At 61.3% G+C, this 26,293-nt stretch carries 28 protein-coding genes; 8 read left to right on the top strand and 20 right to left on the bottom strand.

The window, feature by feature from the left end; all coding sequences use genetic code 11:
* Window positions 1-123: 123 nt before the first annotated feature.
* Both AC3WJP_RS17600 and AC3WJP_RS17595 read left to right on the top strand, forming a co-directional pair.
* On the top strand, window positions 124-1,302 hold the full coding sequence (locus tag AC3WJP_RS17600; protein WP_493723289.1) for an osmoprotectant NAGGN system M42 family peptidase: 1,179 nt from the start codon (window positions 124-126) through the stop codon (window positions 1,300-1,302).
* A 144-nt stretch (window positions 1,303-1,446) separates the two neighbouring features.
* Complete coding sequence (locus AC3WJP_RS17595; protein ID WP_493723290.1) at window positions 1,447-1,674, top strand: YheU family protein; 228 nt, start codon at window positions 1,447-1,449, stop codon at window positions 1,672-1,674.
* Here AC3WJP_RS17595 and csrA read toward each other — a convergent pair.
* Together csrA and AC3WJP_RS17585 are read right to left on the bottom strand one after the other, a co-directional pair.
* On the bottom strand, window positions 1,640-1,855 hold the full coding sequence (gene csrA / locus AC3WJP_RS17590; protein ID WP_493723291.1) for a carbon storage regulator CsrA: 216 nt from the start codon (window positions 1,853-1,855) through the stop codon (window positions 1,640-1,642). The genes AC3WJP_RS17595 and csrA overlap by 35 nt on opposite strands.
* A gap of 137 nt (window positions 1,856-1,992) precedes the next feature.
* Window positions 1,993-2,325: a YnfA family protein gene (locus tag AC3WJP_RS17585; RefSeq protein ID WP_493723292.1), complete on the bottom strand. Its 333-nt coding sequence runs from the start codon at window positions 2,323-2,325 to the stop codon at window positions 1,993-1,995.
* 198 nt (window positions 2,326-2,523) lie between these two features.
* On the opposite strand from AC3WJP_RS17585, the gene AC3WJP_RS17580 reads away from it, so the two are divergent.
* Complete coding sequence (locus AC3WJP_RS17580) at window positions 2,524-3,495, top strand: magnesium and cobalt transport protein CorA (protein WP_493724352.1); 972 nt, start codon at window positions 2,524-2,526, stop codon at window positions 3,493-3,495.
* Between the two features lie 155 nt (window positions 3,496-3,650).
* On the opposite strand, the gene AC3WJP_RS17575 is transcribed toward AC3WJP_RS17580, so the two are convergent.
* The 10 genes from AC3WJP_RS17575 to AC3WJP_RS17530 form a co-directional block, all read right to left on the bottom strand.
* Window positions 3,651-4,364 carry an amidotransferase gene (locus tag AC3WJP_RS17575; RefSeq protein WP_493724353.1) on the bottom strand — a complete coding sequence of 238 codons (714 nt, stop codon included), beginning with the start codon at window positions 4,362-4,364 and terminating at the stop codon, window positions 3,651-3,653.
* A gap of 588 nt (window positions 4,365-4,952) precedes the next feature.
* Complete coding sequence (locus AC3WJP_RS17570) at window positions 4,953-5,750, bottom strand: transglutaminase family protein (protein ID WP_493724354.1); 798 nt, start codon at window positions 5,748-5,750, stop codon at window positions 4,953-4,955.
* A complete protein-coding gene (locus AC3WJP_RS17565) occupies window positions 5,747-6,694 on the bottom strand; it encodes an alpha-E domain-containing protein (protein WP_493724355.1) in 948 nt (315 codons plus the stop codon). Before AC3WJP_RS17565 ends, AC3WJP_RS17570 begins: the two co-directional genes overlap by 4 nt.
* 12 nt (window positions 6,695-6,706) lie before the next feature.
* Window positions 6,707-8,116, bottom strand: a complete 1,410-nt coding sequence (locus AC3WJP_RS17560; RefSeq protein ID WP_493724356.1) for a circularly permuted type 2 ATP-grasp protein — start codon at window positions 8,114-8,116, stop codon at window positions 6,707-6,709.
* Window positions 8,117-8,482: 366 nt separating this feature from the next.
* Window positions 8,483-8,824 (bottom strand): ribonuclease E inhibitor RraB, encoded by a 342-nt coding sequence (locus tag AC3WJP_RS17555; protein WP_493724357.1) that lies wholly within the window; start codon window positions 8,822-8,824, stop codon window positions 8,483-8,485.
* 195 nt (window positions 8,825-9,019) lie between these two features.
* Complete coding sequence (locus tag AC3WJP_RS17550) at window positions 9,020-9,256, bottom strand: hypothetical protein (RefSeq protein WP_493724358.1); 237 nt, start codon at window positions 9,254-9,256, stop codon at window positions 9,020-9,022.
* 214 nt (window positions 9,257-9,470) lie between these two features.
* Entirely contained in the window at window positions 9,471-11,558 is a 2,088-nt protein-coding gene (locus AC3WJP_RS17545) for an LTA synthase family protein (RefSeq protein WP_493724359.1), read from the bottom strand.
* A gap of 317 nt (window positions 11,559-11,875) precedes the next feature.
* Window positions 11,876-12,067, bottom strand: coding sequence for a PLDc N-terminal domain-containing protein (locus AC3WJP_RS17540; protein WP_493724360.1), 192 nt, complete (start codon window positions 12,065-12,067; stop codon window positions 11,876-11,878).
* Window positions 12,068-12,152: 85 nt separating this feature from the next.
* Window positions 12,153-12,695: a hypothetical protein gene (locus AC3WJP_RS17535; protein ID WP_493724361.1), complete on the bottom strand. Its 543-nt coding sequence runs from the start codon at window positions 12,693-12,695 to the stop codon at window positions 12,153-12,155.
* Window positions 12,696-12,780: 85 nt separating this feature from the next.
* The gene (locus AC3WJP_RS17530; protein ID WP_493724362.1) at window positions 12,781-13,305 is read right to left on the bottom strand and encodes an ankyrin repeat domain-containing protein; all 525 of its coding nucleotides are present in this window, start codon (window positions 13,303-13,305) and stop codon (window positions 12,781-12,783) included.
* A 336-nt stretch (window positions 13,306-13,641) separates the two neighbouring features.
* On the opposite strand from AC3WJP_RS17530, the gene AC3WJP_RS17525 reads away from it, so the two are divergent.
* Entirely contained in the window at window positions 13,642-13,920 is a 279-nt protein-coding gene (locus tag AC3WJP_RS17525) for a DUF3509 domain-containing protein (protein WP_493724363.1), read from the top strand.
* Between the two features lie 139 nt (window positions 13,921-14,059).
* Here AC3WJP_RS17525 and AC3WJP_RS17520 read toward each other — a convergent pair whose 3' ends face one another.
* The 3 genes from AC3WJP_RS17520 to aroC all read right to left on the bottom strand — a co-directional run bounded on the left by AC3WJP_RS17520 (window position 14,060) and on the right by aroC (window position 16,957).
* Window positions 14,060-14,611: a 1,2-dihydroxy-3-keto-5-methylthiopentene dioxygenase gene (locus AC3WJP_RS17520; protein ID WP_493724364.1), complete on the bottom strand. Its 552-nt coding sequence runs from the start codon at window positions 14,609-14,611 to the stop codon at window positions 14,060-14,062.
* A gap of 89 nt (window positions 14,612-14,700) precedes the next feature.
* A complete protein-coding gene (locus tag AC3WJP_RS17515) occupies window positions 14,701-15,858 on the bottom strand; it encodes an MFS transporter (protein WP_493724365.1) in 1,158 nt (385 codons plus the stop codon).
* Between the two features lie 7 nt (window positions 15,859-15,865).
* Window positions 15,866-16,957: a chorismate synthase gene (aroC, locus tag AC3WJP_RS17510; protein WP_493724366.1), complete on the bottom strand. Its 1,092-nt coding sequence runs from the start codon at window positions 16,955-16,957 to the stop codon at window positions 15,866-15,868.
* Between the two features lie 338 nt (window positions 16,958-17,295).
* Between aroC and AC3WJP_RS17505 the strand changes: the two genes are divergently transcribed.
* On the top strand, window positions 17,296-18,249 hold the full coding sequence (locus tag AC3WJP_RS17505; protein ID WP_493724367.1) for an alpha/beta hydrolase: 954 nt from the start codon (window positions 17,296-17,298) through the stop codon (window positions 18,247-18,249).
* A 205-nt stretch (window positions 18,250-18,454) separates the two neighbouring features.
* On the opposite strand, the gene ttcA is transcribed toward AC3WJP_RS17505, so the two are convergent.
* The gene (gene ttcA / locus AC3WJP_RS17500) at window positions 18,455-19,279 is read right to left on the bottom strand and encodes a tRNA 2-thiocytidine(32) synthetase TtcA (RefSeq protein ID WP_493724368.1); all 825 of its coding nucleotides are present in this window, start codon (window positions 19,277-19,279) and stop codon (window positions 18,455-18,457) included.
* Between the two features lie 152 nt (window positions 19,280-19,431).
* On the opposite strand from ttcA, the gene AC3WJP_RS17495 reads away from it, so the two are divergent.
* Both AC3WJP_RS17495 and AC3WJP_RS17490 read left to right on the top strand, forming a co-directional pair.
* Window positions 19,432-20,034, top strand: coding sequence for a Yip1 family protein (locus tag AC3WJP_RS17495; protein ID WP_493724375.1), 603 nt, complete (start codon window positions 19,432-19,434; stop codon window positions 20,032-20,034).
* 79 nt (window positions 20,035-20,113) lie between these two features.
* Complete coding sequence (locus tag AC3WJP_RS17490) at window positions 20,114-20,608, top strand: SprT family zinc-dependent metalloprotease (protein ID WP_493724369.1); 495 nt, start codon at window positions 20,114-20,116, stop codon at window positions 20,606-20,608.
* Window positions 20,609-20,757: 149 nt separating this feature from the next.
* Here AC3WJP_RS17490 and AC3WJP_RS17485 read toward each other — a convergent pair whose 3' ends face one another.
* The 4 genes from AC3WJP_RS17485 to AC3WJP_RS17470 form a co-directional block, all read right to left on the bottom strand.
* On the bottom strand, window positions 20,758-22,095 hold the full coding sequence (locus AC3WJP_RS17485; protein WP_493724370.1) for a dicarboxylate/amino acid:cation symporter: 1,338 nt from the start codon (window positions 22,093-22,095) through the stop codon (window positions 20,758-20,760).
* A 288-nt stretch (window positions 22,096-22,383) separates the two neighbouring features.
* Entirely contained in the window at window positions 22,384-23,730 is a 1,347-nt protein-coding gene (locus AC3WJP_RS17480; protein ID WP_493724371.1) for an ATP-binding protein, read from the bottom strand.
* Window positions 23,727-24,404, bottom strand: coding sequence for a response regulator (locus AC3WJP_RS17475; protein ID WP_493724372.1), 678 nt, complete (start codon window positions 24,402-24,404; stop codon window positions 23,727-23,729). Before AC3WJP_RS17475 ends, AC3WJP_RS17480 begins: the two co-directional genes overlap by 4 nt.
* Before the next feature lie 136 nt (window positions 24,405-24,540).
* Window positions 24,541-25,140, bottom strand: a complete 600-nt coding sequence (locus tag AC3WJP_RS17470; RefSeq protein ID WP_493724373.1) for a hypothetical protein — start codon at window positions 25,138-25,140, stop codon at window positions 24,541-24,543.
* A 274-nt stretch (window positions 25,141-25,414) separates the two neighbouring features.
* Here AC3WJP_RS17470 and AC3WJP_RS17465 point away from each other — a divergent pair, with 274 nt between their 5' ends.
* Complete coding sequence (locus tag AC3WJP_RS17465) at window positions 25,415-26,146, top strand: 4'-phosphopantetheinyl transferase family protein (RefSeq protein WP_493724374.1); 732 nt, start codon at window positions 25,415-25,417, stop codon at window positions 26,144-26,146.
* Window positions 26,147-26,293 lie beyond the last annotated feature (147 nt).

Below are 26,293 nucleotides of genomic sequence, written 5' to 3'. Positions count from 1 at the left end.
TCGCCCCTGTAGCGAGGGGGCTTGCCCCCGAAAACAATGTCCGCGCCCCCATGTCGGCCGAATCATTTTCGCGGGCCAGTTCCCTCGCAACTGTCACCGTAGTTATCCAAATCAGGAGTTGCCATGACTGACAAAATTCCCGAACCGGATATTCATTATCTGCAGAAAGTCCTGCTGGAAATGCTCGCCATTCCCAGCCCCACGGGCTTTACCGACACCATCGTGCGCTACGTGGCCGAACGCCTCGAAGAGCTGGGTATTCCCTTCGAACTCACCCGTCGCGGGACCATTCGCGCCACCCTCAAGGGCCGCAAGAATTCCCCTGACCGCGCCGTCTCGGCGCATCTGGACACCATCGGCGCCAGCGTGCGGGCGTTCCAGGACAACGGCCGGCTGTCGCTGGCACCAGTGGGCTGCTGGTCCAGCCGTTTCGCCGAAGGCAGCCGCGTCAGCGTGTTCACCGACACCGGTGTGGTGCGTGGCAGCGTGCTGCCGCTGATGGCATCCGGGCACGCCTTCAATACCGCCGTGGATCAGATGCCGATCAGTTGGGACCATGTCGAACTGCGTCTGGACGCCTACTGCGCGACCAAAGCCGATTGCGAATCGATCGGGGTCAACATCGGCGACTTCGTGGCCTTCGACCCGCTGCCCGAATTCACCGAGAGCGGCCATATCAGCGCCCGCCATCTGGACGACAAGGCCGGCGTGGCAGCGCTGCTGGCGTCGCTCAAGGCCATCGTCGACAGCGGTGTGGAGCCGCCCATCGACTGCCACCCGCTGTTTACCATTACCGAGGAAATCGGTTCCGGCGCAGCGGCGGCGATCCCTTGGGACGTCAGCGAATTCGTCGGTATCGACATCGCGCCGGTCGCTCCCGGTCAGCAATCCAGCGAGCACGCGGTGAGCGTGGCCATGCAGGACTCGGGCGGGCCATACGATTATCACCTGTCCCGCCACCTGCTCAAGCTGGCGGCCGAGCATGAACTGCCGGTACGTCGCGACCTGTTTCGCTACTACTTCAGCGATGCCCATTCGGCTATCACCGCCGGGCATGACAGCCGCACCGCGCTGCTGGCCTTCGGTTGCGACGCCACCCATGGCTACGAGCGCACCCATATCGACAGCCTCAACGCCCTGAGCCGCTTGTTGGTGGCTTACGTGCTGAGCCCGCCCGTGTTTGCCAGCGATGCCAAACCGGGTAGCGCGTCGCTGGAGAAATTCAGCCACCAGATCGAGCACGATGCGCAGATGGAAAGTGATACGCGGGTGCCGACGGTGGATTCGTTGGTCGGTAAATAGCGGTAATCCCCGCTAGGGTGTATCAGTTGCCATTCAGGTAGCTGACAGACCGTATCGGGGGCAAGCCCTCGCCACAGGGGGCCAATCGTCACGCAACCTTGCCTTTGCGGTAGCATGCGCCCTTTACCCTGCGAGACGCCCCTCATGCTCATCCCCTACGATCAACTGGCCCCCGATACCCTCACCGGTCTGATCGAGGATTTCGTCACCCGGGACGGTACCGACAATGGCGACGACACGCCGCTGCAGACCCGTGTGCTGAGGGTCCGCCAGGCGCTGACCAAGGCCCAGGCCTTTATCGTCTTCGATCCCGACAGCCAACAATGCCAGCTGATGCTCAAACACGACATTCCGAAAGAGCTGTTCGATTGAGCGCAGCCCTCATCGCCCTGCCCTTGCGAATCCGCTGATAGATCTCGCCGCGATAGACTTCGACATCCTTGGGCGCGTCGATGCCCAAGCGCACGATGCCCCCGCGCACCTCCAGCACCTCGATCCAGATGTCATCGCCCAGATGGATGCGTTCGCCTGTTTTTCGTGTCAGTACCAGCATGTCCTTGCCCCCGTCAAAACCGATAAGAGCCCCAGATTGAAGGGGCTCGGGGTGGTTTTCAACCGGGTAGCGGCGAATCAGGCGGCTCCTACAGGGGCGTGGGAAATGCCCGTCAGAACGGTCCTACAACTTGTATTTCAGCCTTGGCTCAAGCGTGGGCCGAGCAAGATTATCGTGGCGCCAAGCACGCACAACAACGCGCCCCAGCCATCGCTCGCCGTCGGCCGCACGCCCTCGACCACGGCCAGCCAGGCCAGCGATGTGACGATGTAGATGCCGCCATAGGCAGCATAGGCACGTCCGGCATAGCCGGCCTCGACGCGGGTCAGCAGCAGCGCGAAGCAGGTCAGGCTGAGCAGGGCCGGCAGCACCCAGAGGGCGCTCTTGCCCAGGCGCAGCCACATGTAAAAGGCGTAGCAACCGGCAATCTCGAACACGGCGGCCAGAAAAAACCATAGATAATTCAGCACTAGCGTTGTCTCATGAGGGCAATGCCAGCAGCATACTGGGTCGCGCAGACGCTGTGGCACCCTGTAGCGAGGGGGCTTGCCCCCGAAAAATGCCCGTTCGACACATTTGTGTCGACTGACACATTTTTCGGGGGCAAGCCCCCCCGCTACAGCGGACGGATCTGCCATTGTCATTCTACTGCCAAAGAAGCCAAACACATGGGTCGAGTCGTTGCAGCAGCGGTGTACACCGCCGGGAAGAAAGTCGCCGATATCAGCCTCGAAGAAGGCAGCGAATGGGCCAGCAAGCCCAAGCATTTCGTGTGGATCGGCCTGGAGCAACCTGACTCGCAAGAGCTGGCCAATCTGCAATGCCAGTTTCACCTGCACGAACTGGCCATCGAAGACGCCCTGGAAAAACACAGCCGACCGAAACTTGAAACATTCGGTGACGCCCTGTTCATCGTCACCTATTCCCCCGTGCGCCAGGACGGCAAGCTGGAGTTCATCGAGACCCATATCTTTGCCGGTCGTGGCTACGTGATCACCGCACGCAACGGGCATTCACGCTCCTACGCCCAGGTGCGTCAGCGCTGCGAGGCGCGGCCGCTGCTGCTCGAGCACGGCGAGGACTTCGTGCTGTACGCGTTGCTCGACTTCGTCACCGAGAGCTACCAGCCGGTCACCGAATCCATCCATGCCGATATCGAACGCCTGGAGGCCAATGTGCTCGGCGGGGCGCTGCATGAGTCCGACATCCAGCACATTCACAGCCTGCGTGGTGATCTGCTGCGCCTGCGCCGCTATCTGGCGCCGATGGTGGAAATCAGCGAAGAGTTGCAACGCCTGGACTTCCCCTTTATCGACAAGAACATGCGGCCATACTTTCGCGACGTGCAGATTCACGTCAATCGGCAGATGGAAGACCTGACCACCATGCGCGAGATCGCTAGCCAGACCATCGAGATCGGCCTGCTGCTGGAGTCTTCCCGGCAGAGCATCACCCAGCGCAAGTTCGCCGCCTGGGCGGCGATCCTGGCGTTTCCCACGGCAGTGGCCGGGATCTACGGGATGAACTTCCACAACATGCCGGAGCTGGAATGGCGCTACGGGTACTTTGTGGTGCTGGGGACCATTGCTACGGTGTGTACTGGGCTGTACATCAGCTTCCGGCGTTCCGGCTGGCTTTAGCAACGGGCTGATCATACGGGTTGTCAGTCATGTCCCTGTGGCGAGGGGGCTTGCTCCCGATAGGCCGGGACTGGCACTAATCGGAGTGTCAGTCCCGGCCTCTCGGGGGCAAGCCCCCTCACCACAGGATTGATTCCATCTACCTAGTTGGCCCTTCAAGCCTGGTGCGCAACGAAGCGCATCATCCATTCGGCGACCGTGGTGCCGTGGTGCGGGCGATCGAGGCTGGCGATGCCGGCGTTGTAGATCGCCTCGCCCAGATGCTGCTGGCGCAGGTCCAGCAGCGCGCGGGAGTAGTCGTGAATGAACTCCGGATGGCCCTGGAAGCACAGCACCTGATCGTTGAGCTGGTACGCCGCAAACGGGCAGAACTCGCTGGACGCCACCACCACCGCTTCGGGCGGCAATTTCGTCACCTGGTCCTGATGGCTGATCAGCATGGTTAGGTCGTCCACCGGCGGGCTCATCCAGGGCGCATGGGCCGCGACCTGGTAGTCATGGATACCGACACCCCAGCCCTGGGTCGCGCGCTCGGCCTTGCCGCCCAGCAGCAGCGCCAGCAATTGGTGGCCGAAGCAGATGCCCAGCAGCTTGTCGCCGCGCTGGTAGCGATCCAGCAGGTAGACCTTGAGGGTCTGAATCCAGGGGTCGGTGCCGAACGAATCAGCCTTGCTGCCAGTCACCAGATACGCATCGAATTTTTCATTATCGTCCGGGTATTGCCCCTCGACGACGTTGTAGCGGGTGAATTCGGCGGGGATCGGTTGCTGTGCGAACAGACGCTCGAACATCTGACCGTAGCCTTGGTATTGATCGATCAGCTCCGGGCGCAGAAAGTCGGTTTCCAGGATGCAGATGCGTAACGACATAAGAATTCTCGACACTGGGAAGAAGGTGAAGGCGCTGGCCAAACCTTGCCTCGAAAGCTCGCCCCGTGGCAAGAGGAGCCCGGAAAAATCACCTCTGACGAACGGCAACCGGGTGCTGAATCGTTACCAGTGCCCCGCAGAGCCTCTAGGTGGCGGCTCAAGACGGTCAGCCCCGCAGGTATATTCCCTTGAAAGATTAAAATTGGAGCCATTCATACAAAATGGTTCTAAACCATAGCCCGCGTGGCTTCTACTGTTAACCCTGTACCTTCGCTGCCGGGTTTTGCCGGGGCCGGAGGTCAACGATCGATTTTGCAGTTCTGGCCGTAGCCCGGGCTATGCGGGGCAAGCAGTCGGCACATCGCTATAACAACAAAGGCACCGAGCCATGTTCAGACATCCCAAGATTCGCCAGGCCGGACTCATAGTGGTAGCAACCACGCTGCTGCTGATCATTCCCAATTTGACCAAATTGATTGGCTGACGCCTTGTAGCGAGGGGGCTTGCCCCCGAAAAATATAGCCTCCAACACATTTACCTGGGCTGACATATCTTTCGGGGGCAAGCCCCCTCGCTACAGGCTCGGCGCTACTGGCGCTGCACCTGAATCATCGGCGTCGACACCACCTTGGCGTGCATCTGCTCGAAACCACCGCCACGGCGCATGCCGCGTACCGGGCAGGCATCCAGATAATCCAGGCCCACCGCCAGCTTGAGATGACGCTCCGGCTTCGCCAGCCCGTTGGTCACGTCGAAGCTGTACCAGGCGTCGTCGATCCAGGCTTCCGCCCAGGCATGACTGGCCAGGTGTTCGCTGTTCTCGCCGAACAGATAGCCGGACACATAACGTGCTGGCACACCCAAGCTGCGAGCGCACGCCAGGAAAGCATGAGTGTGGTCCTGGCAGACGCCAGCCTTGGCCTCGAAGGCCTGGGCCGCGCTGGTATCGACCTTGGTGACGCCAGGGGTGTAGGCGATGTGCTGGTTGAGCCCGTGCATCAGGTCGATCAGCGCGTTGCGATCCCGGCGCTGATTGCACTGCAGGGCTGCGAACTCGCGCAGCGCAGCATCCGGTTCGGTCAGCCGCGTCATCCGCAAAAACGGATACGCCGACCGGCTTTCGTGTTCCGACTCGCTGTTTTCATCGATATCCACCTGACCGCGGGCCTTGATGACGATGCTCTCGTGGGGCTCGTCGAGGGTCAGCACATGGAAGATATTGCCGAACGGGTCGATCTGCGCGCGTACCTGGCGCGGCAGGTCCAGCTCCCAGCTGAGCACGTGCTGGCGATCGCTGTCGTGGGGTGTCAAGCGCAGGTACTGGATGCTGGCACGTACTTCGTCGTCATAGTGATAAGCGGTTTCGTGACTGATCGAAAGCCTCATAGAGCCTCCAGGTAAGAACTGTGAATTTCGTTGCCCAACTGAGCCATCAGCGGGATGGATTCGTTCAGCCACTCGTGCAGACCTTCTTCGAGGATCTCGTCGATCCCGGTATAGCGCAGGCGGGCATCGAGCTCTGCAGCCAGACGCTGAGCCGGCCGACCATTGGTCCCTGGCAATTGCGACAGGGTCTGATCGATCTCTTCAGTGCAGGCGCGCAGCGAACGTGGTACATCGGCACGCAACAGCAGCATCTGCGCGACGTTGTGCGCCGAGGGCGCGTCGCGGTAGATCTCGGTGTACGCCTCGAACGACGACAAAGACCGCAGCAGGGCACTCCACTGGTAGTACCCGCGGGCGGAACTGTCGCTGACGGCGTCGGCTTCATCACCGAGCATTTCGTATCGGGCATCGAGCAGGCGCAAGGTGTTGTCGGCGCGCTCGATAAAGGTCCCCAGGCGGATGAAGCGAAACGCATCGTTGCGCATCAGGGTGCCGTAGGTGGCGCCGCGGAACAGGTGCGAACGCTCTTTCAACCACTCGCAGAAACGACTCATGCCATAGCGGCTCAGGCCTTGCTCGGCGATCCCGCGAATCTCCAGCCAGGTGGAGTTGATGTTCTCCCACATGTCGGCGGTAATCCGCCCGCGCACGGCATGGGCGCTGGAGCGCGCTGCGCCCAGGCAACTGTAGATACTCGCCGGATTGGACGCATCCAGGGCAAAGAAGTGCAGCAGGCGATCGGCGTGCAGCTTGCCGTGGCGCTCCAGGTAATCGTCCAGCGTGCCGGTGATCAGCAACGGCATGGCCATCTCGTCGAGGCCTTCACGGCCATCCTGCGGCATCAGCGACAACGAATAACTGACATCGAGCATGCGCGCGAGGTTTTCGGCACGCTCAAGGTAACGCGACATCCAGTACAAATCCGAGGCGGTTCTACTTAGCATTGGCAGGCTTCCTTAATCTTCAACCACCCAGGTGTCCTTGGTTCCGCCGCCCTGTGAGGAGTTGACCACCAGGGAGCCTTCGCGCAGCGCCACTCGGGTCAGGCCACCAGGGACCACGCGGGTTTCACGACCGGACAGCACGAACGGGCGAAGATCGATGTGACGTGGAGCGATGCCGTTCTCGACAAAGGTCGGGCAGGTCGACAGGGACAACGTCGGTTGAGCGATATAGGCGTGGGGCTTGGCCTTCAAGCGGGCTCGGAAGGATTCGATCTCGGCAGCGCTGGCCGCCGGGCCCACGAGCATGCCGTAGCCGCCGGAGCCTTGAGTTTCCTTGACCACCAACTCCGGCAGATGGGCCAGCACGTGAGACAGCTCGTCGGGCTTGCGGCACTGCCAGGTGGGCACGTTCTTGAGGATGGCCTCTTCGTCCAGATAGAAACGAATCATGTCGGTGACGTACGGGTAGATGGACTTGTCGTCCGCCACCCCGGTACCGATGGCGTTGGCCAGCACCACATTGCCCGAACGGTAGGCCGACAGCAGGCCCGGTACGCCCAGCGCCGAGTCCGGATTGAACGCCAACGGGTCGAGATAGGCATCGTCGAGCCGCCGGTAGATCACATCCACTGGCCTAGGCCCGGACGTGGTGCGCATGAAGACCCGGTCGTCACGCACGAACAGATCCGCGCCTTCCACCAGTTCGACGCCCATCTCCCGCGCCAGGAACGCGTGTTCGAAGAAGGCGCTGTTGAAGCGCCCAGGCGTCATCACCACGACGCTGGGGTTATCCAGCTGGCTGGAGCTCTTGAGGGTATCGAGCAGCAGGTTGGGGTAATGATCGATGGGGGCGATGCGCTGGGCCGAGAACAGCTCCGGGAACAGACGCATCATCATCTTGCGGTCTTCGAGCATGTAGCTGACGCCGCTCGGGGTACGCAAGTTGTCTTCCAGCACATAGTAGGTGCCGTCGCCATCGCGAACCAGGTCAACCCCGGAGATGTGCGAATAGATGTCGCGGTGCAGGTTGAGGCCCTGCATCGCCAGTTGGTATTGCTCGTTGGCCAGTACCTGTTCGGCAGGCACGACACCCGCCTTGATGATGCGTTGATCGTGGTACAGGTCGGCGAGGAACATGTTCAACGCCTTGACCCGCTGAATGCAGCCCTTCTCGACGACGCGCCATTCGCTGGCAGGAATGCTGCGCGGGATAGTGTCGAAAGGAATCAGCCGTTCGGTGCCCTGCTCGTCCCCGTAAAGGGTGAAGGTGATACCGGCGCGATGGAACAGCAGGTCGGCTTCGCGCCGCCGTTGAGCCAGCAGCTCTTCGGGCGTATCGGCCAGCCAGCGGGCGAACTCGCGATAATGCGGGCGGACATTGCCGTCGGCATCGTACATCTCATCATAATTGGTGCGGCTCATGCCGTACTCCTTGTCACCCGGACACAGGAACCATCGCAAGGCCCGTGCCATCGGCATAAACGCTTGAAAATCAACCCTTTGGAGACAAGCGCCAAATCCCTCGCACCAAAGCTGTGCGGCAAACGCCCCAACGGAATCGCCAACGCTTCATCACGAAGCAGCGCCTCGATTATGACCAGCTTAGCCGGAGTAGAATTCACTGGCATAACGGGGACTGTTTTACTGGGTGTAACGGGCAATCCTTGCAGGCAATTGCACTTAGCCGAACTGCCGGCTGCAGTGCTGTATTTTTTGACGCCGATGATGTCGCCTCATGGCAAAAGGGGCGAACGTCGCCGCCCGCCCCTTTTCGAGGATTTGCCTGGGTCAAGCCTGTTGCCGCTTGATTTCGTGCTTGACGCCCCAGCCTTCCACTTCGCCCCCCAGGGGCTCTATCAGCGATTCGAGTTCCTGTTCGAATTCGCCAATCCCGCCGTAAGTCGCGTACATCACCTTGCTCAGCTCCAAGCCCCAGCCGCCGTCGTCACGCTCACAGACCTGAGCGTTGAGCGACTCACCCTGAAACTTGCCGGCGGCCACCCGCGCGCCGTCTTCGTCGGGGAAGACCGCATAGAACTCGATGGGATGGATACGGGCAAAATCGAAGCCGCCTTCTTTCATGCGGCGCAGCACGGTAATGCTGATGTCTTCTTGATAGGCTGTGCTCATGGATCGTCCTCCTCAGATTGATGGATAGACTTTCAGTGTTCCAGGACCTCCCTTCTCGAAAAGCGGGTTGGACAGCAACTCAATGGTCACCTGGGAACAGCATGCAGCGAACAGACAGACCGCAGCGAACAGAACATTCGCCAGGGCCTGACTTGCAGAGTAACGCGAAGGGCAGCGGTGTGCCAGTGGGTCTTTTCAGGCCGCCGCGGTGATGGAAATGATCTTCACGCCGCCGTGTTCCTCGAGCGACTTTTCGGTGGGTTTTTCAACCCGACCTTCGAAATCGTTGAGGTCGGCCTGGCCGATCACCGGAAACAACTTCGCGCGGATCAGTACCGCAGCATCTTCTGTGCTGGGCTCGTGATCCTTGCTCACCGTAATGCTGGTGGGCATGCCGGTTTGATCGATGAAGTTGATCACCCACTCTTTCATTGGTATCTCCTCAGCTGATGGCACAAGAAGCTGTGTGATACGTGCTTGTGGAGCAGTAGACCAAACGCGTCCGGCAATCGTTCAGCGCGATTGTGCCGGGCATAAAACAAATGTAGCGAGGGGGCTTGCCCCCGAAAAATGTATCAGGCGACGTGAATGTGTCGACTGGGCTTTTTTCGGGGGCAAGCCCCCCCGCTACAGGTGCCGCGGTGGATCAGTTGTCCTTCGCGGCCTTCTCGGCGCCGGCGCGGTTGTCGATCAGCGCTTGGGTGGCGGTCTGGATAAAGGCATCCAGGCGCTGGCGCAGGTCGGCCTTGTCGGCGGCGTCAGGATCGCCATCCGGAATCGCCTCGGCACTGAACTGACGGCCCAGTTGGTAGTGATACAGCTTGGCCGGCATGTCCTTCTCGGCAGGCTCGATGAAGATGCGGTTGCCCGTGACCAAGGCCACTTCCAGTTCGCCGCCCGACGGCTTGATCATACCGAAACCAGGGTCTCCCGCTGGCAGGTTGAGCAGGTCACGCCCCCAGCATTGGGTGCGGCTGGTGCCACCGAGACGGCCCATGATGGTCGGCACGATGTCGACCTGAGTGCCCACGGTGTGGTTGACCGCACCGAACTTCTGCTGGATGCCCGGGCCGATCAGCAGCAACGGCACGTTGAAGCGCCCCAGGTCCATTTCGGTGACCTGGTTGTTGTTGGCAAACCCATGGTCACCGACGATGACGAACAGCGTCTGGTTGAAATATGGCGATTTGCGCGCCTTCTCGAAGAACTGCCCCAGCGACCAGTCGGCGTAGCGCATGGCGGTCAGGTGCAGGTCGAGGCTGCCCTGGCCGGTGACCGGCTCGACCGGCAGTTTTTTCGGCAGGGCGTACGGCACGTGGTTGGACAAGCTCTGCAACAGCGCGTAGAACGGCCGGCCCTTGTCGCCGCGGGCAGCCAGTTCCTCGTTGCCGCGGTCGAACATGTCCTGGTCGGACACGCCCCAGGTCGGGTCCGAGAACACCGGATTGACGAAGTCGTTACGGCCGATGAAGGTGGTCATGCCCTGGTTGCCGAAGAAGCCCGACTGGTTGTCCCAGGCGAAGTCGCCGTTATAGACATACACGTCGTCGTACTTGCGCGCGCTCAACTGAGCTGGCAGGCCCGACAGCTTGTGCGAACCTTCCGGTGTCTGCATCAGGTATTCGAAGCCCGGCAGGTTGGGGAAGCAGCCCATGGTCGCGAACATGCCCTGGTGGGTGTGGGTACCGTTGGAGAAGAAGTGGTCGAACAGCACGCCCTCTTTCGCCAGTTTGTCGAAGTTCGGCGTGATGTTGGTGTCCGCCCCCAGAGCGCCCACCGAGTGACCGGCGAAGCTTTCCATGAGGATGACCACGACGTTCTTGATCGGCAGGGTGTTCTCGGCAGGTGGTGTGTTGTCACGGCGCACCGGCGCGAGATCTGGCTCGACCAGGGTATCGTTGGGCGTCAGCAGCATCTTGCGGACCACGTCGCGGGCCACATCGGGCGGCATCGTCGACTTCCAGATGTTGCTGCGCTGCTCGGAGAACTCGCTCTTGGCCGCTTCGATCAGACTCAGGGTGGAGTTGAGGCCCAATTGGTTGGCGAAGTTGGAATCGGTGGTGTAGGCATCGCCCCAACGCAGCGGCGGCCCCTGACGCAGAGTGCCACGGGCGGCCAGCACCAGTACCGCAGCGCAGATCACCAGCACACCCAGACGCTTGAACCACTGGGCGGGTACCCGCGGCGCATGGGGCCGGGTCAGACGATCGATGCCCTTGAACACCAGGCTCAGCAGCCAGGTCACCAGCGCCCAGGCCAGCAGGTAGCGGACCACCGGGTAGCCGTACCAGATCATGCTCAGTACGGTCTTCGGGTCTTCCTTGACGTACTGAAACACCAGGCCGTTCAGGCGCTGGTGGAATTCACGGTAGAAGTCCATGTCCATCAGGCCCAGGAACAGGGCAATGCTGGACGTGACCGTCAGCCAGAAACGCCACAGGCCACGCATTGCCACCAGGCGCTGGAATAGCAGGCCCAGAGTCACCGGCACGAGGATGTAGGCGGTGAGACGCAAATCGAAGCGCACGCCATTGCCGAAGGCTTCGAGGAAGGTCGACGCCGGCGTGGTGAGAATCATCTCGCGGTTGTAGGCCAGCAGCGCCAGACGCAGCAGGCTGAGCATGACCATGATGGCCAGGCCGCTGAGGAGCATATAGGCGATGTGTGACCTGACGGTCGGTTGCGGCAGCCGAGGCTTGGCAAGCGGTGGGCTGGAGGCGTCCGGGGTGGCCATAGCGTGTGATGATCCCTTGATTTTCGATTGGATTTGTAGGGCGCGGATTGTCAGCAACGGGGTGTCAAAATTGCGTTGGCAAGCTCATGCGCTTCACCGGCGATGCCCGTCGCCACATCAGGCATCAAACCCAATGGAGACGGGCTCATGCCGTGAATGCCAGACGTCGGGGCCGGGCTACTTGCTTACACTCTGCAACATATTAAGACACGGCAAATGCGCCCAGTAACGGCGCGCATTCTACGTGGAGGAAGAGGAAGGGTCGAACATTGCGGATGAAACCTGAGGGAATCAACGAGTGATTCCCTCGCTGCGAGCTAGACGCGGACGTTGCCACGCGGTCCGGCGATCGCCCAGATGATCAGGCCGAGGACCGGCAACAGGATGATCAAGAGGATCCACAGCACCTTGGCGCCGATTTCGGCACCGCTTTTGATCACGTTGAGGATCGCCCAGATATCCAGAGCGAGAATGATCAGGCCGACCAGGCTATTGAAGGTAGAACCCATGTGATGCTCCTAAAGGATAGTGTCGCTATGGGTAGGAGCGTTGGCCGGGTGCATAGGTTCCGTAGTGGCCGTTAGGTAGTGGCCTTTAGACGTGAATGGCCACTTTCAGCGCTTCCAGCGAGGGCGTAGCGGCGATGCCGGCCGCGCTGCACAGCTCGAGCACCCGCGGCACATCGTTCGCGTAGACCAGCACCACCTGCAGCTCGTCATCGAGTAACTGGCTGAAGTTGATCAACACGTAGCCGCCGTCTTCCTTGGCCATCGCGCTCATTTGCAGCTGGATGCGGTTGAGGGCGGTCAGCGCTTCGGTCTTGGCCAACTGCTTGGGCTTGAGGTTGAACGCCAAGCCCGGGCCGAACGAGGCGACGATCTGCGCGAACAGGTCGGCGTAGGTGTCGGCCTGAAACAGCACGGTGTCCGGCAGGCTGCCGACAATGATCCATTCGCCCAGGGGGATGGGAAAGGTGTCGTCGTAGTTGATGTCCGGGTTGGCGGCCAAGAAGCCTGCGGGATCGGCATAGGCCGCCGCAGCTTCGTCGGCGATACGTTGGATGTCCTGCGCCGTCATGCACCCCGAGCTGATTTTGCCGATGAGTTCAACGAGGGAGGCAGTGGTGAGAGCGGACATGGACGGCGACCTGCGCAGAGGGATCGAAAAAGGGCGCAGAGAATAGCCGGATTTGTAGGGTCCGGCTACCTGTCCAGCCGCAGGATCAGCCCAGCAGCTTGTGCAACTGCGCAGTGGTTTCAGCAGCGCCCATGGCCTGCGCGGCGCCCAGCGCGGTCACGCCCTTGGCATCCTGGGCCCGGGGATTGGCGCCTTTGCCCAGCAGGTAATCGACGATTTCTACACGGTTGAACATCGCCGCCATCATCAGCGCGGTACGGCCGTCGGCGGCAGCACCTTCGATATCGGCACCGTGCTCGATGAGCGCCTGCACCACGCCCAGGTCACCCTTGAACGCCGCACCCGCCACAGGGCTCTGGCCATTGTCGTTACGGATTTCGGGATCGGCGCCGTGCTTGAGCAGGACCTTGACCGCATCGGCGTGGCAGTAATAGCTGGCCAGCATCAGCAAGGTGTCGCCCTTGTGATTGCGCAGATTCACCGGCAGGCCCTTCTCCAACAAGCGGCCAAGCATCTCGGCATCGCCCTGGCGCGCCACATCGAATACCTGGGCGGCAAACTCGGCGGCTTCGTCGGGGGTCATCTGCGGGCCTTGGGGTTGGTCGGACATGCGAAGCAGCTCCTGTAGCAAAGGGATAGGGGACGGAGTGTGTGCACCACCGCGCCGTTGGTCAACAGACTGAGGCTATCGGCAGGTGCAAGGGAATTTATTGGCGAATCATGGTCATAGATTGTGTACGTGCGTACAAATTCCCTTCTCGCGTCATCCCCCACCGCTCAATTTGCATCCCCCCTGCGCTGACGATCTTGCAAATTGCACGAAAGCAAAAATTCCTGATCTATTCAAACCATTGATTTTAAAGGGAATTTTTATTCAGCCAAATGTGGCACAGTCACTGCACTCCTTACTTGCAAAGCCTGCCGACGCAAGACCTGAGGAGCTGACATGAACTTTATCCAAGAGAAATTCACCTCGCTGTTTTCCGAGTACGAAGTCACTGCACAAGCGCGTCCGGATGGCGCCGTGCTGCTGACCCTGCGCGATCAGGCCGGGAAACAGATCCGTCGTTCGATCTCCTATGCCCAACTGAACACGCCGGAACAGCTGTCCTGGGTGATCAGTGCGATTCGCCGCGACCTGGCTGCCGAAGCCAGCGACCTGCCAGCAATCAACATGCTGCAAAGCCAGAATCGCTTCGCCCTGCCGACTTACCATTCGGCTTGATGGCTGTATAAAAGCGCACCATCAGTACGACACTATGATGAGGGGGCTTGCCCCCGAGAGATCCGTTCACAGACATCTGTAACGTCTGTTGTGGCGAGCTCCCGGGAGCAAGTCCCCTTAGCGCATCTGCTCATCCTACCTAGATAGCGTCTTCCAGCCGGGGGAAGCGTTCAGCGATCGAATCACCGGTGAAGTTGGCCGGCGCGTCCCCCTCATTGTTGTACAAGCGAATCGCCACGATGTAAGGATTCTCGCCCAGATCGAACCAGTGGCGGGTACCCGCCGGTATCGCAATCAGGTCATCCTTCTCGCACAGCACCGCATATACGTAATCCTCGATATGCAGGTAGAACAGCACCCTCCCCGCGACGAAAAATCTGACTTCGTCTTCGCCATGGCGGTATTCGCGCAGGTACTTTTCCCGCAGCTCGGCCTTGCGTGGATGATCGTTGTCGAGGCTGATGACGTCGACCGTCATGTAGCCCCCTGCGCTCTTCAGCTCATCGATTCGCTGTTGATAAGCACCGAGGACATCTTCCTCGCTGGCCCCCGGACGTATCGAGGTGCTGGCGGTCCAGCGCTCGAAGCGCACGTTATGCGCTGCCAGAGTGCTGGTGATGTCTTCGGCGTGGGTCAACACCTTGTTGGGGGCATCGGGACTGTCAACGTGGTACAGGGTCAAACTGCTCATCGGGCCACTCCTTGAGGGTCGGCGATCGGCGGGGATCGCGCGTTCAGCACAATTGTTCAGCACGCAATTGGAGGTTGGACGCCTGGGGGTCAGGCGCGTTCCTCGTTCATCTTGATCAGAATCAACAGGGTAGCGGCCAGGGCCGCAGCGCTGGCGATGCCGAAGGTGGCGCTGGCGCCCAGGCTGTTCCAGCTATAGCCCGCGTACAGCGCACCCAAGGCACCGCCGATGCCGGACAGCGCTGCGTACAACGCCTGGCCCTGGCCTTGCTGGCGCGCACCAAAGCTACTTTGCACGAAGTGAATCGCCGCTGCATGAAAGCTGCCGAACGTAGCGGCATGCATCACCTGGGCAATCAGCAGTATCCACAAGTGATCGGCAAAACTGCCCAGCAGGCACCAGCGCAGCGCCGCCAGGGCGAAACTGACCGCCAGCACTCGGCGCACCGAGAACCGCGCCAATACCCGGCTCATGACCATGAACATCAGCACTTCGGCGGCCACACCCACGGCCCAGAGCACGCCAATGACCGCACTGCTGTAGCCCAGCGCCGCCAGGTGCAGGGTCAAAAAGGTGTAGTACGGACCGTGGCTCAGCTGCATCAACCCCACGCACAGATAAAAGGCCATGACCCCCGGCTGGCGCAATTGCGCGACAAAGCCGCCGGCCAGCAGCGATTTACCGGCGCTGGTAGGTTGTGCCATGGGGATCCGGAAGCTGGCCAGCAGGATGCCCGAGAGGATCACCACCACCGCGTAGGGATAAATATCCAGGCCGAACCAGCCGAACAGACGCCCGAACAGCACCACCGCGAGGATGAAACCGATCGAGCCCCACAGGCGGATCTGGCTGTAGCGCTGGGGTTCGTGGCGCAAATGCGCGAGGACGATGGTTTCGAATTGCGGCAGCACCGCGTGCCAGAAGAACGCATGCAAGGCCATGACCAACGCCAGCGCCGCGTAACTTTTATCGAAAAAGATCAGGGTGAAGCTGAGCAGCGCGCAGGCCGCGCCAAAGCGCATGATGGCCAGACGCCGACCGCTGCGATCCGCCAGCCAGCCCCACAGATTGGGCGCCACACAGCGGGTCAGCATGGGGATGGCCACCAGCTCGCCGATACGCGCGCTGCTGAAGCCCAGATGATCGAAGTACAGCGCCAGGAACGGCGCCGTGGCACCGAGCAAGGCGAAGTAGAACAGATAGAAGGTCGACAGGCGCCAGTAGGGAATTGACGCCGGGTCGGTCACGCAGCCCTCACGCCTGGCCGAGCACTGGCGTGGTCACGCGCACATCGGCGTTCTGTCCGCGGTGACGCAGCAGGTGATCGAGCAGCACGATGGCCATCATGGCTTCAGCGATCGGCGTGGCGCGGATGCCGACGCACGGGTCGTGGCGGCCTTTGGTGATCATCTCCACCGCCGCGCCGTGGACGTCGATCGATTGCCCCGGCGTGGTGATGCTCGAGGTCGGCTTGAGCGCCAGGTGCGCGACGATTGGCTGGCCCGAGGAAATACCGCCGAGGATGCCACCCGCGTTGTTGCTCAGGAAGCCTTGCGGCGTCAACTCGTCACGATGCTCGGTACCGCGTTGGCCGACGCTGTCGAAGCCGGCACCGATCTCGACGCCTTTGACCGCGTTGATGCTCATCAGCGCGTGGGCGAGGTCAGCGTCCAGACGGTCGAAGATTGGCTCGCCCAGGCCCGGCATCACACCGTCGGCGATCACGGTGATCTTCGCGCCCACGGAATCCTGGTCGCGACGCAACTGGTCCATGTAGGCCTCCAGCTCCGGGACCTTGTCCGGATCGGGGCAGAAAAACGCGTTCTGCTCCACCGAATCCCACGTCTTGAAGGGGATTTCGATAGGGCCGAGCTGGCTCATGTAGCCGCGTACCTGGATACCCAGACCCGCGAGGTATTTTTTCGCGATGGCACCGGCCGCCACCCGCATGGCGGTCTCGCGCGCCGAGCTGCGGCCGCCGCCACGGTAGTCGCGCACCCCGTACTTGTGATGGTAGGTGTAGTCGGCGTGGGCCGGGCGGAACAGGTCCTTGATGGTCGAGTAGTCCTTGGACTTCTGGTCGGTGTTGCGGATCAGCAGGCCGATCGAGGTGCCCGTGGTGCGGCCCTCGAACACCCCGGAGAGGATTTCGACTTCGTCGGCTTCCTGGCGCTGGGTGGTGTGGCGGCTGGTGCCTGGCTTGCGGCGATCGAGGTCGCGCTGCAGGTCGTCCAAAGACAGTTCGAGGCCCGGCGGGCAACCGTCGACAATGGCGACCAGGGCCGGGCCGTGGCTCTCGCCGGCGGTGGTGACAGTGAACAGCTTGCCGAAGGTATTGCCGGACATGCGTGGGGCTCCGCGAATCAACCTGAGAAACGATGCGCCAGTATACGCAGGGTGCGCGCGCAGATCACCCACAATGAAGACCAGCATACCCCTGTGGTTAGGGAGCTTGCCCCAAAGACGAGCATACCCCTGTAGTGAGGGGGCTTGCCCCCGAGAGGCCTGGCCTGCCCTATACAGGGTTGTCAGTGGCCACCTATCGGGAGTAAGCCCCCTGGTATCAATCACCGATGTCGCCTGCATTAGTGACAAGAGGTTTCATCACTCGAACGTTGCGACCGGGGTAGAGTCCAACCGAAACCTTTCCCCATACCGGCTTGATGATGTTACGGCGTTTTCCGATGTTCCGGGCCCTGACCCTGCTTGTAGTGTTCTGCAGTTCCCTGGCGCAAGCCTCCAGCCCCGTGGTGCTGCAACGGCCCATCGATCTGGACGTCCCTGGCGGTCAGTTGCATGGCAGCCTGTTGCTGCCGCAATCGAAACAGCCAGTGCCCGTGGTGCTGATCATTCCCGGCTCCGGGCCCACTGACCGCGACGGCAACAACACCGACGGCGGCCATAACGATTACCTGCGACGGCTGGCCTTGCTGCTGGCCGCCAACGACATCGCCAGCGTGCGCTACGACAAGCGCGGCGTGGCCTCGGGGCTGGCGCTGGCGCCGGATGAACGCATGCTCAATGTCGAGTCCTATGTGGCGGACGCAGTGGCCTGGGGGCAAAAGCTCAGCAAGGACCCGCGCTTCAGCAAGCTGATCATCCTCGGCCACAGCGAAGGCTCATTGGTGGGCAGCCTGGCCGCGCCCGCTGCGGGCGCCCAGGCGATGATCTCGGTGGCCGGCAGCGGTCGCCCGGTGGATCAGGTGCTGCGCGAGCAATTGCAGGAGCGAGTGCCGGCGAGCTTGCTGCCCCGCAGCGAGCAGATCATCAGCAACCTCAAGGCCGGCCATCTGGATACCGATGTGCCCACGCCGCTGCAGGTGGTGTTTCGCCCCAGCGTGCAGCCGTACCTGATCAGCCTGTTCCGTCAGGACCCGGCCAAGGCCTACGCCGCCTTGCGCATGCCGGTGCTGATCGTGCAGGGGCGCAACGATATTCAGGTGGGGGTCAAGGATGCCGAAGCGCTGCACGCCGCCCAGCCCAAGGCCGAGCTGGCGCTGATCGGCGGCATGAACCACGTGCTGCGCATCGTGCCAATGGACATGAAGGCCCAGGTGGCTTCGTACCGTAATCCCAACCTGCCGCTGGCGGATGCGCTGGGCAAGCGAGTGGTGACCTTTATCGAGCAACAGCGGTAAGCATTGACGTTATGGCTGATGGCCTCTTCGCGGGCAAGCCTTGCTCCCACAAGTGTGTGCCCTGGGAGTAAGAGTTGCTCTCACAAGTGTATGCCTGTGGGAGCATGGGTTGCTCTCACAAAGGTATGCCCTTGTGGGCATGGTTTGCTCTCAAGTGTATGCCTGTGGGAGCAAGGCTTGCCCGCGAAGAGGCCCGCACGGTCACCTATAAATTAACCACATTCACAAACCGCGAAGCCGCCGTCTCGTCGATCTTCAAACTGGTGAAGTCGAACAGATTACGATCCGCCAACTGCGATGGCACAACGTTCTGCAGGCCGCGGAAGATGCTGTCGACACGCCCCGGCGTCTTGCGCTCCCAATCCTGCAGCATCTCCTTGACCACCTGACGCTGCAGGTTTTCCTGCGAACCGCAGAGGTTGCACGGGATGATCGGGAACTGCTTGAAGTCCGAGTAGGCCTGGATGTCCTTCTCGATGCAGTACGCCAGGGGCCGGATCACCACATTACGGCCATCGTCGGCGCGCAGCTTGGGCGGCATGGCCTTGATGCTGCCGTTGAAGAACATGTTGAGGAAAAACGTCTCGACGATATCGTCGCGGTGATGCCCCAGGGCCATCTTGGTCGCGCCGATCTCGTCGGCGAAGGTGTACAGCGTGCCGCGGCGCAGGCGCGAGCACAGCGAGCAAGTGGTCTTGCCTTCCGGGATCAGCTCCTTGACCACCGAATAGGTGTCCTTCTCGACGATGTGATACTCGACCCCCAGCTCCTTGAGGTAGGCCGGCAACACGTGCTCGGGGAAGCCTGGCTGCTTCTGGTCCATGTTGACCGCGACGATGTCGAACTTGATCGGCGCTACCTTCTGCAAGTGCATGAGCACGTCGAGCATGGTGTAGCTGTCCTTGCCGCCGGACAGGCAGACCATGACCTTGTCGCCGTCTTCGATCATGTTGAAGTCGGCGACAGCCTCACCGGCCAGGCGGCGAAGACGTTTTTGCAATTTGTTCTGACTGACCGAAAGGGTGCCCATAGCGCTAGCAGATCCGCGAGGTATGACGAAAAGGCGGCTATTTTACGCATAAATGTCGGCGCGGTGCAGACGTCCTGTCCGTTGCCGAGCGCCTGCGAGGAGTGATCTACACTGCAAGGACAGGTCGCATGACCGCATACGGAGTTTCGGCAATGATGCACCACGTCGTCGGGCTGTTCACTCACCCCGACCAGGAATGGCGACAGATTCGCGGCGAAGACGAATCGCTCCGTCATCTTTACCTCACCCATACCCTGATATTGGCGGCGATCCCCGCGGTTTCCGCCTTTATCGGCACCACTCAGGTCGGCTGGGTGATCGGCAATCGAGCACCCGTCGTACTCACCCAGCACGCCGCAGCCTGGATGGCGCTGATGTCCTACGCGGCGATGCTTGGCGCGGTTGCGGTCATGGGCTCCTTCATCCATTGGATGGCCCGCACCTACGACAAGATGCCCAACATGGCCCGCAGCGTCGCCTTCGCTACCCATACCGCGACGCCGCTGTTCGTCGGCGGGGTAGCCGCGCTCTATCCGCATCTATGGCTGGGCATGCTGGTGGGCCTGGCTGCCGTGGCCTACACGGTTTACCTGCTATATGTCGGGCTGCCGACCTTCATGGGCCTGGGCGAGGATGAAGGGTTTCTGTTCTCCAGCGCGGTACTGGCGGTGGGGTTGATCGTGCTGGTGGCGATCATTGCGCTTTGCGTGATCATCTGGGGCCTGGGCATCGGACCGGTCTACGCCCTGGGCTAAACCCGGTAGCGAGACGACGAGCGGCTCGGCAAGGGCTCTGGCTTGGGGCATAATCGCCCCATCTGGAGTGTCATCACGAATGTCCGAGCTGCTCAATACCCGCGTCGAATCCTGTTTTCAACAAGCCGAATCCTTCTTCAAGCGCTCATTCAAACGCCCCGTGGTCAGCCTCAAGCTGCGCGGTCAGAAGGCCGGCGTCGCTCACCTTCACGAAAACATGCTGCGCTTCAATCCGCAGCTGATGAGTGAAAACACCGAAGACTTCCTCAAGCAGACCGTCCCCCACGAGGTCGCGCACCTGGTCGCCCATCAGATCTTCGGCGACAGCATTCAGCCCCATGGCGAAGAGTGGCAGTTGATCATGCGTGGGGTGTACGAACTGCCACCCCATCGCTGCCACAACTATGAGGTCAAGCGCCGGCGCGTGACTCGGTATATCTATCGCTGCCCTTGCGCCGACAGTGATTTCCCGTTCTCGGCGCAGCGCCATGGGTTTGTGCGCCAAGGGCGGCGTTATCTGTGTCGGCGGTGCCGGAATATCCTCATATTCAGTGGCGAGACGCGGGTCGAATAATATTCACCTGTAGCGAGGGGGCTTGCCCCCGAAAAATCACGCACCGCCGCCATTCGGTTGGAATAGACGCCTTTTTCGGGGGCAAGCCCCCTCGCTACAGAAAGCAAAAAGCCCATCCGAAGATGGGCTTTTGCTGTCACGGCTGACGCTTAGTGGCGTTCAGTGACCACTGCCTGGCCTTCAGCAACACCCAGGTCGTCTTCGACACGGGTTTCGATCAGCGGCGAACCGCCCGAAGCCAGTTCTTCGTGCATGACTTTCTCGTCCAGCTCGCCGACCCACTTGGCAACCACCAGAGTGGCGACGGCGTTACCGACCAGATTGGTCAGGGCGCGGGCTTCGGACATGAAGCGGTCGATACCGAGGATCAGCGCCAGGCCGGCCACCGGCAGGTGACCGACTGCCGACAAGGTCGCCGCCAGTACGATGAAACCGCTGCCGGTCACGCCAGCGGCGCCTTTGGAGGACAGCAACAGCACCAGCAGCAGAGTGATCTGATGGGTGACGTCCATGGTGGTGTCCGTTGCCTGAGCGATGAACACTGCGGCCATGGTCAGGTAGATCGCGGTACCGTCCAGGTTGAACGAGTAACCGGTCGGGATCACCAGGCCGACGACCGACTTCTTGGCCCCCAGGCGTTCCAGTTTCAGCAGCATGCGTGGCAGCGCCGACTCGGAAGACGAGGTCCCCAGGACGATCAGCAGCTCTTCGCGGATGTAGCGGATCACACGCAGCACGCTGAAACCGTGGATACGGGCGATCAGGCCCAGCACGATGACCACGAACGCCACGCAAGTGATGTAGAAGCACATCATCAGTTGGCCCAGTTGCACCAGCGAGCTGACGCCATAGGCACCGATGGTGAACGCCATCGCACCGAAGGCACCCAACGGCGCGAGCTTCATGATCATGTTGATGATGTTGAACATCGCGTGAGCGAAGCGATCGATCAGGTCCAGCAGCGGCTTGCCGTAGCTGCCCAGGCGGTGCAGGGCGAAACCGAAGATCACCGAGAACATCAGCACCTGCAGCACATCACCGGTGGCGAAAGCGCTGAAAATGGTCGATGGAATGATGTTCAGGATAAAGCCGATGACGCTCTGATCCGCACCTTGACTGACATAGGTGGCGACCTTGGAGGCGTCGAGGGTGGCCGGATCGATGTGCATGCCGGCGCCGGGCTGCACGACGTTGACCACGATCAGGCCGAAAATCAGGGCGATGGTCGAGACCACTTCGAAGTACAGCAGCGCATAACCGCCGGTCTTGCCGACCGATTTCATGCTCTGCATACCGGCGATACCGCTGACCACGGTGCAGAAGATGATCGGCGCGATGACCATTTTGATCAGTTTGATGAAGCCATCACCCAGCGGCTTCATGGCCTTTGCGGTGTCTGGGTAGAAATGACCGAGAAGGACTCCGATGATGATCGCGACGACCACCTGAAAATACAGCGATTTGTAGAGCGGCTGACGAGTCGTCATAGCAGGTTCCTCAAGCGCGTCGTCCGGCATCCATCCTCGGACGCTCACGACACAACACCACGAACCCTCCTGTAAGCGGAGGGATTTGTTTTAGGCGGCTGCACAGTGGCAGTCCTGCTCGCTTCATCGCAAACCCCGTGCCACATCCGCGTTTTTGCTTCACAAGGCGTGGTGACGGGGCTGGCGGATCGGCAAAGAGTCGTGATGAGCTTGTAAACCTGGCGAGAATCCGCCATCAAATGACCTCAGGCGCTAAAGGGGGGCGGAAATCCGCCACTCCCCTCCCCATCACGCTGGCCTGAAGCGCACCCTGAATGCCGCCCCACCCAAGCTCGAATCCTCCAGCCTGAGCTGCGCGTCATAGCTGTCAATGATGTCCTTGACCACCGCCAGACCGATCCCCTGCCCCGGATTCTGCCGATCGAGGCGTTCGCCCCGCTGCAGAATCCGCGCGCGCTGGTCAGGCGGCACGCCGGGGCCGTCGTCCTCGATGCACAGCTCCAGCCCCTGGTCACCGTCGCGCAAACTGACTCGTACCTGACTCAAGCATAGACGATAGGCGTTCTCCATGAGGTTGCCGAGCATCTCCAGCAGCGCGTTTCGCTCCATGGGCACCTGGGCATCGGTGGCGATTTCCAGTGTCACGCGCACGCGCTTGTCGCGGTAGACCTTGTCCAGCGTGCTGGCCAGGCTGTCGACCACCGGCCATAGCGCCTCGCGATGCCGCACCAGGCCGCTCTTGCGCAAGCTGGCGCGTTGCAGCTGATAGCTGATCTGCTGGCTCATCCGCTCGATCTGCGCTTGCAACACCCGAGCCTGCTCCAGATCCTGCGGACGTTGGGCGATCACTTCGCTGACACCCTGCAACACCGCCAGCGGCGTCTTCAGGCTGTGGGCCAGATCGCCCAAGGAGTCGCGATAACGCTGACGGTGTTCGCGCTCGCTGCTCAGCAGGCGGTTGAGCGACCCTGTGAGGCGCAGCAATTCTCGGGGGTGCTGTTCGCTGAGGCTTTCGCGTGCGCCGGTTTCGATCTCGTCCAGCTCGACACTCAATAGCCGCAACGAGCGAAAGCCCCATGTCAGTCCACCCCATAGCAACAGCAGCAGCACTACCAGCGCCGCGCCGAAGCCCAACAGCAGGCGCTCACGCAGGCCATGGATAGTGCGTTTGTAGTCTTCCACCGGCTGCACCGCGACGAAGCTGAAGGCGGCATCCTTGCCGGCCAGCAGCTTGACCTCGACGTCATAGACGAAGTACTCGACGCCGTCGACTTCATGAATATGGGTGAACACCGTGCCCATGCCGTCGTAACGCGGGGTGTAGTGGATGTCACTCTGCTGGGTCGCGCGCGACTGCCACACCAGATTGCTGTTGCGATCGTAGATGAAGCCAAGCAAACGACTGTCCGGCAGGTTGAATTCCTCGTCGGGCAGCAGCTTGGGCATGCGCAACTGATCGCCTTCGACCTGGGCGGCGGAGATCAGGGTGGTCACGTCCGAGGCCAGGCGCTGCTCGATGGCCTCGCGCAGTGCCAGACTGAAAGCGCTCTGCAGCGCTGGCAGCAAGCCGATCATGAACAGCAGCGACAAGGTGCCGCCCGCCAGGATCAAGCGTACCCGTAACGATCGAATCATCGGCAACGCTCAGTGAACAGGTAGCCCAAGCCGCGCACCGTGTCGATCGGCTTGAAGCCATTGGCCGCCTCCAGCTTGCGCCGCAAGCGCCCCACCAGCACTTCGATGACATTCGGGTCGCGCTCGTCGTCATCGGGGTAGAGCTGTTCCATCAAGCGATCCTTGGACACCACCTGCTGGTGATGGCGCATGAGGTATTCAAGGATGCGGTATTCATAGGCAGTCAGCGCCAGCGGCTCTTCATCCAGCTGCGCCTGCTTGCGGTTGATGTCCAGGGTCAACGGCCCGGCAACGATGGTCGATTGGGTAAAGCCGCTGGAGCGACGCAACAGGGCATTGAGCCGAGCTTCGAGCTCTTCGAACTGAAACGGCTTGACCACATAGTCGTCGGCACCGGCGGCCAGGCCTTCGACCTTGTCCTGCCAGTTGCCCCGGGCGGTGAGAATCAATATGGGAAAGCTCTTGCCCAGAGTGCGCAATTCGCGGATCAGCTCCAGGCCACCCATACCGGGCAGGCCCAGGTCGATGATCGCCAGGTCATGATTGAACTGGCCGACCTGGTACAACGCCTCTTCGGCGTTGGCGACGGCTTCGATCACATGGCCGCTGTCGGTCAGGCGGGTAAACAGGTGATGGCGCAACAGCGCCTCGTCTTCAACCACCAGCAGTTTCATCAAGCACTCCGGATCGGATACAACAAAAAACCTGTAGCGAGGGGGCTTGCCCCCGATAGCGGTGTGTCAGCACCCAAGACTGACCTGACACTTACCTATCGGGGGCAAGCCCCCTCGCTACACGGGCAGATTAAGTTCAGAACCCGTAGTTGGCTGACACGTACAGCTGACCAGCGCTCTTCAGGCTCAGGGAGCCCTGTTTGCTACCACCGGTGGACATCTCGGTGCCAGCGTTGCTGCGTAGATAGCGATAGCCCGCCTCCACTTGAGTATTCTGCGTGACCTGCTGCAGCACGCCGCCCTGGAAGCCGACAGCATAGCCGGTATCGCTGTTGCGGCTGAAGCCTGCGGACTTCTGGGTCATGCGGGTAATACCTGCGGAAACGCCACCGAACAGTTTGGTCTGCCTGGCCACTGGCACGAACACGTCATAGCTGCCCAACAGGTTTTGCTGGCGCAGTTTGATGCCGTCGTGGCTGCCGGAGGTGTAGTCATAAGTGGCGTAGTAGCGGCCGGACTCGTTCTGCTGGCCGGCGCGAATGCCCCAGGTGCCTTCGCGGGTAATGACCGCATCGGCGTCAGGGTGACCCAGATTGCGATTGAGGGAGCTGGATTTGCTGATGTTGGTGCTGGTCTTGCCGTAGCTGAGGCCGATGAAGTCGCTGTCGGCGGCATGGGCCACGGAGCCCAGGCTGAGGAGGCTGACGGCGACGATCAATTTGCTGAAATTTTCCATTTTCTTTATCTCCAGTGTTGCGTTTTGTGTGTGGGATGAAGCATACCGGGCGGGTCCTGAACCTCCCCTGAACCCACACTGAACCTAGGCTGAACCGTTCGTCGCCGGGCGGTGAGCGAAATTTGCATCAATGCCGGCGGGCAAGCCTTGGCCCCACAGGGACGGCCAACCCTGAGCCGTGCACCTCTGCGAACAAGGCTTGCACGCGAAGAGACGCGCATCGCCTGCACAAAACCGTGGAATCTGCCCCCGCGCCACGGCAATATGCGCGCCTATGAACACCTCACTTCCAGCCTGCTGCACCGCCCCCACACGCCATTGGCCGTTCCCCGTGGACGTGCCCGGCGCCGTGTTGATCAGCACGAGCTTCGATCCCGGCCGACTAAGCCCCACGGATTTCACCACCTGCGCCATCGACGCCCCGGCGTCGATCCAGCGCTCGGTGGCCAAGCGCCAGGCCGAGTACCTCGCAGGCCGCCTGTGCGCCCGTACCGCGTTGCGTCTGGTCAATGCCGACCTGGGCGTGCAGGCCGCGAGCATCGCGCCCGTTCTCGGCGAAGATCGCGCGCCGATCTGGCCCACGCATATCACCGGCTCGATCACCCATAGCGACGGCTGGGCCGCGGCCATCGTCGCGCCGAACAGCACCTCTCGCGGATTGGGCCTGGATGCGGAAACCCTGCTCGAAGCGACCCGCGCCGAACGCCTGGCCGGCGAGATCCTCATCCCTGCCGAAATGCAGCGCCTGGCACTGCTACCTACCGATCAGCGCGCGCAACTCATCACCCTGACGTTCTCTATAAAGGAGAGCTTGTTCAAGGCGCTGTATCCGCTGGTATTGAAACGCTTCTACTTCGAACACGCCGAAGTGCTCGATTGGACGCCCGCCGGCCAGGTCCGCCTGCGCTTGCTGACGGACCTGTCAGAAGCGTTTCACCATGGTGTGGAGTTGACCGGGCAGTTCAACGTTGCTGACGGACGCGTCCTGACGCTGGTTCAGATCTGAGCCTTAGGCCAGCACGACTGACCTCTTCGCGGGCAAGCCCGGTTCCCACAGTGGACCGCAGGAGTTGAGGCTGTGGGAGATTCTATGGTTTTCAACAAGCCAGAATCGGTGCTTTGGATTGGTATTCGCTCTGGTTTTTCAACAGGG

It is taken from the genome of Pseudomonas sp. GW821-FHT01A09 (assembly GCF_058986725.1).
The sequence above is the reverse complement of the archived record's forward strand: the minus strand, read 5'-3'. Positions and strand labels throughout refer to the sequence as shown.